This is a genomic window from Candidatus Albibeggiatoa sp. nov. BB20 (genome assembly GCA_016744725.1).
Taxonomy (GTDB): domain Bacteria; phylum Pseudomonadota; class Gammaproteobacteria; order Beggiatoales; family Beggiatoaceae; genus Albibeggiatoa.
Genome location: JADGDW010000130.1, coordinates 1 through 13,990 on the forward strand (window position 1 = coordinate 1; position 13,990 = coordinate 13,990).

A 13,990-nucleotide genomic window follows, 5' to 3' on the forward strand; every position below is an offset into this window, starting at 1 on the left:
CAACATACTTTTCTATCCAAAGATATATTCTTATCTTGACTTATACCTTTTAGTTATATTTATATGCCTATAAATTATTTTTATAAATAGATTTTATTTGCTATCTTATTCGTCACTGAATCAATGATGAATAACAGGAGCAAAATCATGTCATTAGAAAAAGACAAAATCGATCAATTAGCAAAACAATATGACAAAGCTGATCCAACTGAAATTTTAGCGTTAGCCTTAGAAAAATACGACAGCATAGCCATCTCATTTTCAGGCGCAGAAGACGTTGTATTAGTCGACATGGCGGCACGCTTGTTAGGCAAAAAAGTAAAAGTATTTTCATTAGATACAGGACGCTTACATAGCCAAACCTATCGCTTTTTAGATCAAGTGAAACAACGTTATGACATTGAATTTGAGTTGTTATTCCCTGAAGCAAAAGCAGTCGAAACACTAGTTAATGAAAAAGGTTTTTTTAGTTTCCGTATGGATGGGCATAAAGAATGTTGTCAGGCTCGAAAAGTTGCACCTCTACGCCGTAAATTAAATACTTTAGATGCGTGGGTAACAGGTCAGCGCCGTGACCAAAGCCCTGATACTCGTGCGGCTGTTCCCGTGGTTCAAGAAGATTTTGCGTTTTCAACTCCAAGACATTTGTTGGTTAAATTCAATCCGTTGGCTAACTGGAGTTCAGAGCAAGTTTGGAATTACATTCAGGAACACAATGTGCCTTATAACGAATTACATCGCCATGGCTTCATTAGTATTGGCTGTGAACCTTGTACTCGTCCTGTATTACCAAATGAACATGAACGTAATGGTCGTTGGTGGTGGGAAGAAACAGAAGGCAAAGAGTGTGGCTTACACCCCGTAAAGGCGGCTTAGTCACTGATTAAGTTTAGGATTGGCAGTTCTGTATTTTCAAATATTGAGGTTTATCAAACTGAGGACTGCCCATCCTGAATGCTAAAAGATTGGAGAACAAATAATGGACATAGGGTTTATTCTTACTGGATTAGTCGTAGGAGGTTTAGTCGGACTCACAGGCGTGGGTGGTGGTGCAATCATGACCCCGATGTTGATTTTAGGCTTTGGTATCGCGCCGATTGTCGCCGTGGGTACAGATTTATTATACGCAGCTATCAGCAAAAGCAGTGGCGTTATCGTGCATCATCATCATAATCATGTGCAATGGTCGATTGTTAAATTATTTGCTTTGGGCAGTTTACCCGCCGCCGTATTTACCAGCCTTTTCCTCAGCCATATTTCCAGTGAATTTTATGAAGGCATGTTACAAACCTTAATGGGTATTATGTTACTGCTTACCGCTATGACCTTATTTGCGCGTCCTTATTTACAAAATTCGTTACGCCGTTATCGCTTACAAGGCTTAAAACGCGACATTATCACCATTGTATCAGGGGCAACCTTAGGTGTTTTAGTCACCTTAACCTCTGTTGGTGCAGGCGCATTGGGTGTGGCATTGATTAGCTTGTTATATCCACAACTGTCTAGCCGTCGCATGGTCGGGACTGATTTAGCCCACGCTGTACCATTGACCGCCGTCGCTGGCATTGGACATTGGCAATTGCTCGGTAGCGTTGACTGGCATTTACTGGTCGGCTTACTGATTGGAGCGATCCCCGGCATTATGTTAGGCAGCTTGTTAACTGTGCGCATCCCACCTGTATTATTACGCAACATACTTGCAACATTATTACTTTTATTAGGATTACGTTTCGCTTTCTAACTCTATGCGAGGACTGGCAGTCCTGACAAGCCTAACACCAGAAATTATTTCAAATCCCGAGGACTGCCAGTCCTGAATTGAGGAATAAGGAGCTATCATGACTCAAGAACACCAATTAATCCGCGCTGAGGATTTAGATAATTATAATCAGCATGTATACAACTTCCGCAACGGCAATTTAGACGACAAAAAATTCATGGTCGAACGCTTAATGATGGGCGTTTACAGTCAGCGACAAGCTGAAAAATGTATGGTACGGACTAAAATCCCTGGTGGTGTAGTACAACGTCAACAATTATTAGGTTTCGCCGCAGGCTTAGAAAAATTCGCTGACCATGATGTGGTGCATATCAGTACCCGTCAAAATATCCAATTTCATCATGTACCATTGGATAAAACCCCTGATTTGTTAAAATTGCTTGCTGATTATGGGATTGGTTCGCGTGAAGCAGGCGGCAATACGGTGCGGAATATTTGTGCGTGTCCACTTGCAGGTGTATGCCAACATGAACACGTTGATGTGCAACCCTATGTGCAGCATTTAGCTCAGCATTTTTTACATAATCCGTTAACCCATTCATTGCCACGTAAATTTAAAATGGGATTTTCTGGATGTGAGTCCGATTGTGCCGCTGCCAGCAGCCATGATTTAAGCGTCATCGCACGTTATCAAGATGGCAAAGCAGGTTTTAAAATTTTACTCGGTGGTGGATTAGGCGCAAAACCACATCAGCCAATTGTATTAGAAGAATTTCTTAACCCTAATGAATTACTCGCATCAGTACAAGCTGCATTAACAGTACACAATAACAATTCAGATCGAGCGCGTAAAAATCGTTCACGAGTGAAATTCTTAGTTGATCGTTTAGGTGAAGAAGAAGTGGTCAGCCTTTATAAAGTAGAATTTCAACGCACGCGCACCGCATTAACAGGACAAGTGCCAACTGAAATATGGAATGAGAACGCACCTGCAAAATCACAAATAACAGATTGGTTACAAAAGCCACAAGCCCAACGCCAAGACGGTTATGTGACTGTGCCGTTAAATGTGCCGCATGGTGATTTGAATGTTGAGCAATTACGCGGTTTGGCGAAAGTGTTAGAAGATTTTGGCTTGGTTGAATTACGCACCACTGTACAGCAAAATTTATTGATTCCGTATGTAGCACAAAGCCAATGGGTTGATTTATATGAAGCGTTGAAGCCACTGGGCTTGCATATTCCACAAGCAGGACAACGTGTGACCGCTTGCCCCGGTACGGCGACGTGTCAATTAGGTATTACTGCATCAACTCATGTTGCCAAATTATTAAACGGCGGTAGCAAAGATTTACGGGTCCATGTCAATGGTTGTCAAAATAGTTGCGCTCATTCTCAAACAGCGGACATCGGTTTATACGGCAAAGGACGACGTTATCAAAATAAACTCGTACCCAGTTATGTATTTCAATTGGGTGGTACAGCAGATCATTTTGGTTTTGAAGGGCCTAAAATCCCTAGCCGTCGTACACCACAGGCGGTTCAACGAATTCATGATGCTTTTGCAGAACAACAACAAACAGATGAGACGTTTCAACATTGGGCGCAACGTCAAGGGGCTGATTATTTTAAACAATTATTGGCTGGCTTAAGCGAAGTTAAAGCGGAAGAATTAGAGGAATTACGTTTAGATCATGGCGATGATCGCGTGTTCAAAGTCAATCCAATTACTGTGAGTGAATGTGCTGCGGGACAAGCTTCGCCATTAGAACAATTATGGTTACAAGTTGATTATGAAATCACTTTACGTGAAGCTTTCGCTGCTAAACATAAATATGAGGAAGCAGGCGAAAGTATTCAAAATGCCTTGCAAGCGGCGCAACAAGCATTAGCTGAAATTGAACTTGAACTTGCTCCTATAGTTCAAAAACATTTCCACGCATTACAAGCGAGTTTGAATGACTGGGAACAGCAATATGATGAGCTGGCTTATCCGCAAATTCGGGATAGTGTTGATAGTTGGTTGTTATTGGCGAGAGGCGTTTCTATGCAACAGTTGTTTAAACAAGCCGCTTAAATAACTGAACTCTACTTGTTTCAGAAGATAAATAGGGTTTTAACTTTGGTGTTTTTAAATTGAAGGGATGAATTGTCACATATAGCTTGATACAATAAATTTTCACTCGTGACGATGCACCGCGTCGACCACATATTTGACGCAGCGCGTCAGTGGTTCATTCTACGCAGTGCGTAGAACGAGAATTGGAATGTATTGTGTCTTTAAGCTAGTGGGACTTTTAATGAAAAAACAATTATTGTCATTTGTTCTATTTACATTTTGGCTAACAAGCTTAGCTTATGCAGCGGACGAACCTAGTATTTATCGAGTGGGTGCTATTGCGCTTTGGAACACTGAAGTTTATCAAGGTACTGGTAGCGAAGCACGCTTATTGCCAGCTCTTTACTTAAAAAGCAGTCGTTGGGAGTTTAATTTTAAAGAATTGAAATACAGCCTCATCGATACAAAACAGTTCAAATTATCCCCTATTTTATCTTTAGACATGAATGGTTATGACGCAGATGATAGTCCCGTATTGACAGGAATGGAAGACCGTGATTTTTCTGTTGGATTAGGTCTTGCGGCAAAAGTAAAGTTGGGTTTGTTTGATGTGAATGCGTCAATACAACAAGATATTTCTAATAACAGTGATGGTTTATTGGCTGATTTATCGCTGGGGATGACGCGCCCTATCACTCGGCAACTTATCGCAGGTTTTAAAGTCGGTGCGACCTATCAAGACAGTGATTACAGCAATTACTATTACGGTGTGTTACCAAGTGAAGCCAGAGATTCTCGCCCCGCTTATGAATTGGATAATACAATCAATCCTTATGTGCAAGTCAATGCAATTTACCGCTTGAACAAAGTATGGAGTCTCAATAGCGCGATTATTTATACACAATTAGACAGCGAAATTGAAGACAGTCCCATTGTAGGAAATGGCAACGAAATGACAATATTATTAGGCATTACGTATCAGGGCTTTTTTTAAAATAAATTGTGAGCTTATTCAACAATTCAGGATAGTGTAGACAGTGGATTGTTGTTGGCGTGAGGGGTGTCAATGCAGCCGTTGTTTAAACAGGTCGCCTAGTCTTTTTTAAATATTGAGAGTCTCCAGCAATTGTTTTGTGGCTCTCGCAATCATTTTTTCTTTCTAAGGTATCAGAATCAAAATGCTCCTGATTCAAAAACATCCAAATTAAATCGCAGCTTCAAGTAGAATCCAAAGTTACGTCATTAGCTTGGGGTTGAACAATCATAATTTACCTTGCGCATATAGATAACAAAAACATTACCCTTCTCAAAATTTATAAAAATCTTGTTTATCTATAAAATACTCAAAAAGCAAAAGGATAAAACGATGTGTTCAAAATATATTGTAGTACATAGGTCATATATGGAAAAAATAGCATTTATGATGCAAGCATTAGTTCCTATAGGTTTATTAATTAAACATTATCCAAATATTTATATCGTATTATTCTGCATAGTCTTTTTTTCTATTGTTCTCATTACAAGCTTTCTAACATTTACAAAACCATGGCTTCAAATATCTGGAAATACGATAATTCTTTCTCCTGCTTTATTCAGAAGAATGAGCATCATAGATATAAATAAGCTTGAATATGTTCAAACTATTAAACAAAAACAATTAATTGGCGAAACGACTAGGTTTTTGTTTTATATGAAAAATCATGAGATTATTGGTTTTAAGCCAACACAAGAAAAGAAAATAATGAAGGCAATTTTAGATGTCTTAGCTCCATATATGGATAAAACTTCTTAAGTGCGAAGTTACGAACTTTTTTCAAAAATCTCACACTTTTAAATAATCTAATCAGCTTGAACGCTTATCAAACAGCCTTCTTGATTAAATGCTTTGCGATACGCCCAATACAAACTTAACATTGCCCCAATTGAGGTTGCGGCTGAAATCATCAACATAATCACAATTTGATATTTTGCAGCACGAACTGGATCAGCTCCCGCTACCAACTGTCCCGTCATCATTCCTGGAATAAAGACCAAACCCACTGCGCTCATACTATTAATCGTTGGCATTAAGCCAGCGGATAAAGCAGTGCGTAAACTGGGAAAAGCTGCTTCCCAAGGCATTGCACCTAAGGCGACTAATTGTTGAACCTCTTCGCTTCGTTTATGCAAATCATCAAACAGACGTTCTAAAGATAGCGCAATCCCATTCATAGAATTACCCAAAACCATACCACCAATAGTTAAAATATAACGTCCGTCATACCAAGGATCGACTTGAATAACCAATGTGGTGACAGAAAAGGTGACAAAAACCCCTGAAATCACTACGGCTGAAAAAGTTGAAAAGAAAATCTGTGGTGGCTTATGCTTTACTCGTTGTAGCAATACTCTTGCAGTCATCACCAGCATAAAACTGAATAATCCCAAAACCAGCCATGCTTCATTAATTTTAAATACCCAGACTAATACAAAACCCATGGCAATTAATTGCAAATAAGTACGCATTGTGGCAATCAACAAGGTTTTCATCAGACCCAGCGATAAAGCAACCGATAAACCACCCGCAATAAGAATAAATATAGTGGCTAAAAAAAGTTGTACCCAACCAATATCAATTGCATTCATGTTCTATCACCATACGTCCATCACCTTGTAAATAAATCTGTTTATCACTTATCAAATCACCATGACGAGTAATCAAAACCGTTCCACCTTGCGCACAGAAGTGTTGTAAACGTTTATAAATAAAATCAGCGGTATTGGCATCTACATTTGCCATTGGTTCATCGGCTAAAATAATTTTGGGTTGGGTGATTAATAAGCGTGCTAAGGCTAAACGGGCTTGTTGACCACCTGATAAGGTATTTGCTTGTTGCTGTAAACTGATGGTTAAACCTAAGGTATTTAGTTCTTCAGCCAATTGCTCAGGTGTTGGGGGTAGCTTCTGTTGTACTTGAATCTGTTGCAATGGATACAGTAAATTGTCTTCCACCGACCCTACAAACATGATGGGCTTTTGCGGTAGGAATGCCACGGATTGCCGCCATTGACTTGGTTCTATCGTTTGATAAGGTTGATTGTATAATTGCAGTTCACCAGATTCGATCGGAATTAAGCGTGCTAATGCGGCGAGTAAACTACTTTTTCCTACACCAGAATCTCCTGTTAAATGGATGAATTCACCTTGCTGTAATTCAAAATCACATTGCTCCCCTGATAGGATAGGCTTGATATTTTGCCCTTGCCCACGTTGCAAAATGAGGTTTTTGGCTTTAAGTGCGGTCATTGATATATTTTTTGACTTATGTGAATTGTTTGAATTATACCGTATTGAAATGACAGCAGTATTGATACCTAGGCCTTATTTAATTTGTTATCAAGCTATTGATGTGGTTTTAGTTCTTGTAGAATAGACTGATACTAAAACAATAAAGGTGATGAGATGGAGGAAATTATTGAAAGGGCGGCCGCGATTCAGCTGGTGATTTTTGATGTGGATGGTGTGTTAACGGATGGTAGTATTTTCATCGGTGATGCGGGAGAAGAGTACAAGTCTTTTTTTTCTCGTGACGGTTTAGGCATGGTGATGTTGCAAAAGACAGGGGTGAAAATCGGTATTATTACAGGCCGAACCTCACAAGTAGTATTACATCGGATGCAATCACTTGGAATTGAACATGTTTTTCAAGGTCAGACGGATAAAATTCCCGCATTTCAACAACTTTGCATAGAGTTGGATATACAGCCAGAACAAATCGCCTATGTCGGTGATGATATTGTGGATTTACCTGTAATGAGTAAAGTGGGTTTAGCAATTTCGGTTGGTGATGCGCATCCATTAGTGGTTAAACACAGTCATTGGCAAACTCATTCAGGTGGTGGTCGTGGTGCTGCGCGTGAAGTTTGTGAGTTAATTATGAAGGCACAATGCAATTTGAGTGAACAATTAAGCCATTATGGTTTGTAAATGAATGATACGTGCTCATTCTTAAAGTCGATTTGAGAGTGGGCATAATCAACTTATTGCTATTTATAGGGAAAATAAAGATGGCTTTGAGCAAAAAATTAGAGCCTCATGAAATAGAAATGCAATTTCTTAAAACATTTATTCTCCCAAAGTATTACAACAGAGCTTATTATGAACTTTGTCCGAAAAATATTAAAAAGAGAGGTGATTGTGGTCTTAACATTGACCGTGATTTCAATGCAGCTTTGAACTTAAACGCTTACGGTGCGGACACGTTACAGCCCACCTAAACGCGCAGAAGAGACTTGTCAGACAATGTTTATCATTGCTTAGTTGATGACCATGTGAATAAATTAATGCTGACAGATTAGTGTCGATTTTTAGTAACGGTAAAAATATACTACGGGATTTATTTCAAAAGAGGTTATAACTATATGGTACGCCTTCTCATATTGAGTTTATTATGTGGCTGCTTGATCGCGTGTACTTACAATGTACAAACCACATCAGGCCAAGAATATTTGTCTAAATACCCTTCCCAAGCTGAATATCAGCAAAAATCTCAAAACCAATTTCAAGATATTGATGCTAAAGTACTTGAGGTAGCTGCTGTTGAGCCTCAATTACATTTTCCTGCTCGGATTGGTATTGCCAAAATTATCAATGGAAAATTGGCTTCTATGTCACATGGTGAAGCCAATTTATGGTTTCAAGCCCATGATAAATTAGGCCATCAATTTGGCGAGTTTGTGCCTGTAAGTCCCCTCATTGCCGAAATGGTTGCAGGCCAAAATCCAACGCCATATCGCCAATCATTACATGATGTGATTCGTAAAATTCGCTTAGGGGCAGCACGTCAGCATTTGGATGTTGTTTTATTATATGAAGTATATGGTAAGTCGCAACATAGCTCTAACTTACTATCATTGATGGATTTAACTATCGTTGGTGCATATATTTCCCCAGGGCAATCACTGCAGGCAAATGGTTATGCTAAAGCCCTGTTATTAGATGTTCGTAATGGCTATCCTTATGGCACTGCGGAAGGGATTGCAACTGAAGAAGGCTTATCGACACGAGTAGGCCGCTCAGCACGCGAGCAAGCTTTGTATCAAAAAACCGTATTAGCTGCTACAGATAAATTAATTGACTCAGTACAGAAGATGTTTTTGGAGCTACAACAGAAGTTATAGCAAGCTTTATTTAACCCATATTACGCAAAAAATGCTCATTTTAACTGAAGTTCAACGCTTTGCTAAAACAATAATATTTTCACTATCAAAATTGGCGACGCTATTTATTTTATAAAAAAATACTGTATTTGAGCTAGAAGCTAAGATTGACATTAAAACTGAAGATGAAACTAATAAAGGAATACTCAGAATAAATATCTCTAAGTTTTGCAATGGATTACTTTAGCTTATCTCACGCTATTCAGCTTAAAAAGGGCTTTCATCCATAGATTAAACTGATATAGTGAGCATTTTATATTACAATTCTTGTTAAGTTTGACCAGAAACACAAGGAACTTTGGTAATGTTATTACGTAACACACTTTGTACACTCCTTTTAGGGAGTTTTTCTTTTTCTGCGATGGCCGCAGACCCTAAAGCTTGTTCAAATTACAATAGCTTTTACTTTGGAAATCCATCAGCTGAAGAACAAATGCACTTGGAGTTAATCAACCGAGCACGTGCTAATCCTAAAGCTGAGGCTAAAATATATGGTCTAAGTAGTGTCACAGAGGGGATTGACTCAGATGATTTATCTAAAATCTCTACCAGTGCCATGCAACCATTGACGTTCAACGTCAAATTATACAAAGCGGCTATAGCTCATTCCAAAGACATGGCAGATAACGAATATTTTGCTCATAACTCTCAAGGTACGAATAAAACACCATTTGTCCGTATTGAAGAAGACCAAGGTTATAACTATCTCCGTGCAGGCGAAAATTTAGCCTATACCGCAACAACCGCTTCAATTGATAAAGGTGAAAGCAGCATCAAATTACATGGTGATTTATTTATTGATGATGGTTATCCAGGTCGTGGACACCGTGTTAATATTTTGAGTCCTAAATTTAAAGAAATTGGTGTTGGTTTAGCATTTGGTATCCGTAAAAGCCGTTTTAATACATATTATGTTACTGATGATTATGCTGCTCATTTTGATAGCCGCTGTCATTTTATTACAGGTGCGGTATATGACGATAACGATAACGATAACTTTTACACGATTGGTGAAGGGGTTAAAGGAGTTGAAATCGCACTTGAAAATACCAGCTCAACTGGCAAAACAGCAAATGCTGGGGGTTATGGCATTCCTGCAGAAGATGGCATATATAAAGTCACGTTTACCCATAGTACTTTGGGTAGCTACTCTGAAACCATCACAGTTAGTGGCCAGAATATAAAATTGGATGTATTGGCCTCTAAATTTGCAAGTGGTAATGCAGACACGAATACAGATACAGATACGACGACACAATATGCAGTTTCTACCTATGATATTAATACAACTGATTTATTCATCCAAGCAATGGCGGCTGATGGGTTTTCTGACATGTATGATGTCGGCAGTGTTTATGCTCCAATTAGCAGCTTGAATGCCAATGATGTGAATACTATAAAAGCTAAAGTTGAATTGATTACACAAATTACAGGTAGTGCAGACAACATGACTGTATTTAAATTAACCAGTTTTGCCCCAACTCAATCTGACATTCGCGGTGCAACTTATACTGTACCAAGTTTTGTTGAAGTCAATGAATTGCATTTAACTCAAAATGATACGGTTGTAAATAAATTAGAAGTGCTATTTATTTATGTTGAAGCAGATGGACAAGGCTATCTTGTCATTTATGGTACAAAAGAAAAATCCTAAGCTTTGAATTTTAAAAGGATAAGCTCAATTGCTGGGCTTATCTATTTCACTGCAACCCATCTCTGAACCCGACAAAAGTTAAGGGACATGGAGGAATAATTGTAAGTTATTGAGTTCGGAAAGATTAAGCAATAATTACTGCAAATAATCTAAGCCAAGGCGAAAAATAAATTTGACAGAGTAATTTATGAATGTTTTGGGGTTTAGAGATACGAGTTGCTTCTAAGTTAAACCCACGAGACTTAAGTTTCAATATTCCAGCGCAGCTTGTAGGCTTTAATGATGTCATTTTTCTTTGCGGCTAAAACAATGATAAAGCCTTCCTCTGCAAGCTTTTTGGCTTCAACACAAACGGTTTGCCCCCCATACAGTCATCTGCTCTAAATAAAGCACCATACCAACTACAGGGATCATTTTCTAATCTATGTTTAATCGACTTTATTTCCGTCGCCGTTTCAATAATTGCGTCTTTCTTGATTCTCAATATGGCTTTTATATTATGTTCTATCAGCCAACTTAACCCTTCTTCACCGATAAATTCGCGGTTGCCTGTCACATAATCAATACGCTCATTTCCAAACATTTCCAAATAGTGCTATAAATTGTTCCATTAAGGGTATTCGTTCTGCTGTATTGGAGTTGCCTTTTTTCTCCATCACTTTCCAATTGATTCTATCTATTGCTAGTATCCATTTACCTATTGGTAACCTGAGCCTAGGGCGACTGTCTCCATTGCTATATCATAGTCACTGTGAAATCTTTCTCTTTCAGTTTTCCTACCACCTGTTCGCTCATTTTTCTCGCACCACTCTTTTCTGTTCTTTTCAGGTTTATCCTATTTTACTGCTTTTCAATTCTTTATTAAATTTTGTTGGGTTCAGAGGGAAATTGATTAAATCCTATTCAGCTAAAAAGCTCAGTTTGGTTCAATCTAATAAAGTTAAGCAATTGAAAATAAAGCTTAATATAGCTCAAAAACTGCCCGAAGTATTGATTACCACCAAACCATAACATGATTTCGTCCAGCTTGTTTGGCCGCACTGAGCATAATATCGGCGCGATTCAATAATTCCTCTTTTGCTAATAAACTCTCTTTGCCTAAATTAACGGGTTCAGCATCCATATCTACATCCCGAATGACATCAATATTATTTGCAATACCGATACTTACTGTAATATGAACATGCTCTTTCTTGGTGGTAAGAAAAATATTTTGTTCACAGCGTTTACGAAAACGTTCCCCCAAAATGTATGCTCCATCAACATCCGTATGTGGCAATAACAAGGTGAATTGTTCACCTGCATAGCGACAAGGAATATCAATTTCCTTTCGAATCGAAGCAACTAAAATTTTTGATACTTCTTGTAATACCCTATCGCCTTCTTGATAGCCATATTGAGCATTAATTTTTTTAAAGCCATCAATATCAATTAACATAGTGGAAAATATGCCGCCATGTCGCCTGACCCTTGTCATCTCCTCTTGTAAGCGAATTTCAAAATAATGCCGAGTATACAACTCTGTCAATTTATCTACAGTTGCTTGTTTATATAAAACACGATTCTCATAAATAGTAATCAGCGCGCCTGCAATCAATGGAATCATAAAGCTTAATACTTTTAAAGTATTGGCACTGAGAGGTTGTTTTTTATCTTGAGCAATCACTGCAATTGCAACAACGGGCTGTCGCTTATCTTGCATAATTGGAAAGCACAAGCAATTAAAATCATTGTAGTTTTCTTTATGAATTGGGAAAGGAATATTTTCTATCAAAATACAAGGATAAACTTGTTGTTTTCTGATTAATAATACTTCTTCTAGTGGGACACCTTTAAAAGCAATGGGCTGGCTAGGGAATACAAAATCATTTTTATTTAAACCACCTAATATTTCATTGACTGCTCCATTATCAATGCTATAAAGCGCGACTTTATCGCTTTGGCATAGCTCTGATAGAGTGGTCAATATTCGTTTAATTAGATGATGTTCCATAGCATTCTCCCCATGCTTTTTTATTTGTGAAACCCAAGCAAATATAAAGCCGACTATTCGGAATATATTATTTTTAATAACAATGAATTACCATTTTAAGCTGTTAAAAATAATCCAAACCTTATATTTAAGATAATTTGGGAAAATCTAAAAATATCACTTTTTACCTCAGAATGCTTCTTAGCTTACCCTGCTACATTCTGCTAAAGTAAATACTGATTTTATATTTTTATCTGCAATTTTTAACTGTTACAATGACAGCACTATTTATTTGCTCATAATAAGAATTGATGTGATGACCACTTATATTCAAGACCACAACTTTGGTATTAGTACAATTGATGCTGGCTTTTTACGCGCTGGTTTGGCTTCTAGCCATTTGATAGTTCAGAACCAACATGCTGCATTGATTGATGTGGCAACCAGCCTGTGTGTTCCACGTTTACAAGAGGCATTACAGGCCAAGAAAATTGCCCCAGAGAATGTGGACTATATTATTGTTACTCATGTGCATTTAGATCATGCAGGTGGTGCAGGACAATTAATGCAGTTGTATCCGAATGCTAAATTGGTTGTGCATCCACGCGGTGGCCGACATTTGGTTGATCCAAGCCGTTTGGTTGCTGGAGCAAAAGCCGTCTATGGTGAGGAAGCTTTTGCACGAGATTATGGCGAAATTATCCCTATTGCTCAAGAACGTGTAATCGAAGCTGATAATGGTTTTAAACTGGATTTTCAAGGACGTGAATTAACATTTATTGACACCCCTGGTCATGCAAAACACCATTTCTGTGTATATGATGCAATGTCAGAGAGCTTTTTTACAGGTGACACATTCGGGATTGGTTATCAGGATTTTATTACTGAAAAAGGTCGTTTACTATTTGCATCAACGACTCCTGTCCAGTTTGACCCACAGGCTATGCGGAATTCTATTCAACGCATGTTAGATCATCAACCACAACAAATGTTTTTAACTCATTTTGGTAAAGTAGACAATGTAGCTAAAATGGCTGATTATTTACTACAAACGCTAGATAAACAAGTCGAATTAATCAAGCAATATGCTGATGCAGGTATAGAACGCCATAGTTTATTGAAAGAAGCATTAACCCAATATTTCTTATCTGAATTGAAAATCTTGGGCTGTACAATTCCAGAAGCGCAATGCCGCAAATTACTTGAAGTAGATGTGGAGCTGAATGCGCAAGGTTTAGCTGTATGGAATGATCAGCAGTAGAGCTTTTTAGTATTTAAATAATTTCAAATAGGCTTGTTTCAAGCAATAAAATCAGTAAGTTACAAAAATACTTTAGACCAAAAATCAATGATTTAGCTTGTATTTAAATAATATACAATTGTAAG

14 protein-coding genes are annotated in these 13,990 nt (G+C 38.0%); 10 read left to right on the forward strand and 4 right to left on the reverse strand.

Translation table 11 applies throughout. The features are described from left to right. Nucleotides 1–147: 147 nt before the first annotated feature. The 5 genes from ABXH34_RS13790 to ABXH34_RS13810 all read left to right on the forward strand — a co-directional run bounded on the left by ABXH34_RS13790 (nt 148) and on the right by ABXH34_RS13810 (nt 5,571). On the forward strand, nt 148–876 hold the full coding sequence (locus tag ABXH34_RS13790; RefSeq protein ID WP_353572464.1) for a phosphoadenylyl-sulfate reductase: 729 nt from the start codon (nt 148–150) through the stop codon (nt 874–876). A gap of 103 nt (nt 877–979) precedes the next feature. Continuing rightward, a complete protein-coding gene (locus tag ABXH34_RS13795; protein WP_353572465.1) occupies nt 980–1,741 on the forward strand; it encodes a sulfite exporter TauE/SafE family protein in 762 nt (253 codons plus the stop codon). 97 nt (nt 1,742–1,838) lie between these two features. Beyond that, on the forward strand, nt 1,839–3,797 hold the full coding sequence (locus ABXH34_RS13800) for a nitrite/sulfite reductase (RefSeq protein ID WP_353572466.1): 1,959 nt from the start codon (nt 1,839–1,841) through the stop codon (nt 3,795–3,797). Between the two features lie 223 nt (nt 3,798–4,020). Further along, complete coding sequence (locus tag ABXH34_RS13805; protein ID WP_353572467.1) at nt 4,021–4,773, forward strand: MipA/OmpV family protein; 753 nt, start codon at nt 4,021–4,023, stop codon at nt 4,771–4,773. A gap of 426 nt (nt 4,774–5,199) precedes the next feature. Further along, nucleotides 5,200–5,571, forward strand: a complete 372-nt coding sequence (locus tag ABXH34_RS13810) for a hypothetical protein (protein WP_353572468.1) — start codon at nt 5,200–5,202, stop codon at nt 5,569–5,571. 47 nt (nt 5,572–5,618) lie between these two features. Here the strand turns inward: ABXH34_RS13810 and ABXH34_RS13815 are convergent, their stop codons facing one another. Beyond that, a complete protein-coding gene (locus tag ABXH34_RS13815; RefSeq protein WP_353572469.1) occupies nt 5,619–6,404 on the reverse strand; it encodes an ABC transporter permease in 786 nt (261 codons plus the stop codon). Then, nucleotides 6,391–7,065, reverse strand: a complete 675-nt coding sequence (locus ABXH34_RS13820; RefSeq protein WP_353572470.1) for an ABC transporter ATP-binding protein — start codon at nt 7,063–7,065, stop codon at nt 6,391–6,393. Before ABXH34_RS13820 ends, ABXH34_RS13815 begins: the two co-directional genes overlap by 14 nt. A 156-nt stretch (nt 7,066–7,221) precedes the next feature. Between ABXH34_RS13820 and kdsC the strand changes: the two genes are divergently transcribed. The 4 genes from kdsC to ABXH34_RS13840 all read left to right on the forward strand — a co-directional run bounded on the left by kdsC (nt 7,222) and on the right by ABXH34_RS13840 (nt 10,632). Beyond that, on the forward strand, nt 7,222–7,746 hold the full coding sequence (kdsC, locus tag ABXH34_RS13825) for a 3-deoxy-manno-octulosonate-8-phosphatase KdsC (protein WP_353572471.1): 525 nt from the start codon (nt 7,222–7,224) through the stop codon (nt 7,744–7,746). Nucleotides 7,747–7,826: 80 nt separating this feature from the next. Further along, nucleotides 7,827–8,036 carry a hypothetical protein gene (locus tag ABXH34_RS13830; protein WP_353572472.1) on the forward strand — a complete coding sequence of 70 codons (210 nt, stop codon included), beginning with the start codon at nt 7,827–7,829 and terminating at the stop codon, nt 8,034–8,036. Between the two features lie 144 nt (nt 8,037–8,180). Then, entirely contained in the window at nt 8,181–8,939 is a 759-nt protein-coding gene (locus tag ABXH34_RS13835; protein WP_353572473.1) for a hypothetical protein, read from the forward strand. 343 nt (nt 8,940–9,282) lie between these two features. Beyond that, on the forward strand, nt 9,283–10,632 hold the full coding sequence (locus tag ABXH34_RS13840; protein ID WP_353572474.1) for a CAP domain-containing protein: 1,350 nt from the start codon (nt 9,283–9,285) through the stop codon (nt 10,630–10,632). A gap of 301 nt (nt 10,633–10,933) precedes the next feature. Here ABXH34_RS13840 and ABXH34_RS13845 read toward each other — a convergent pair whose 3' ends face one another. Both ABXH34_RS13845 and ABXH34_RS13850 read right to left on the reverse strand, forming a co-directional pair. Further along, the gene (locus ABXH34_RS13845) at nt 10,934–11,215 is read right to left on the reverse strand and encodes a hypothetical protein (RefSeq protein WP_353572475.1); all 282 of its coding nucleotides are present in this window, start codon (nt 11,213–11,215) and stop codon (nt 10,934–10,936) included. A 411-nt stretch (nt 11,216–11,626) separates the two neighbouring features. Continuing rightward, entirely contained in the window at nt 11,627–12,625 is a 999-nt protein-coding gene (locus ABXH34_RS13850) for a GGDEF domain-containing protein (protein WP_353572476.1), read from the reverse strand. A 295-nt stretch (nt 12,626–12,920) separates the two neighbouring features. On the opposite strand from ABXH34_RS13850, the gene ABXH34_RS13855 reads away from it, so the two are divergent. Beyond that, nucleotides 12,921–13,865 (forward strand): MBL fold metallo-hydrolase, encoded by a 945-nt coding sequence (locus ABXH34_RS13855; RefSeq protein WP_353572477.1) that lies wholly within the window; start codon nt 12,921–12,923, stop codon nt 13,863–13,865. Nucleotides 13,866–13,990 lie beyond the last annotated feature (125 nt).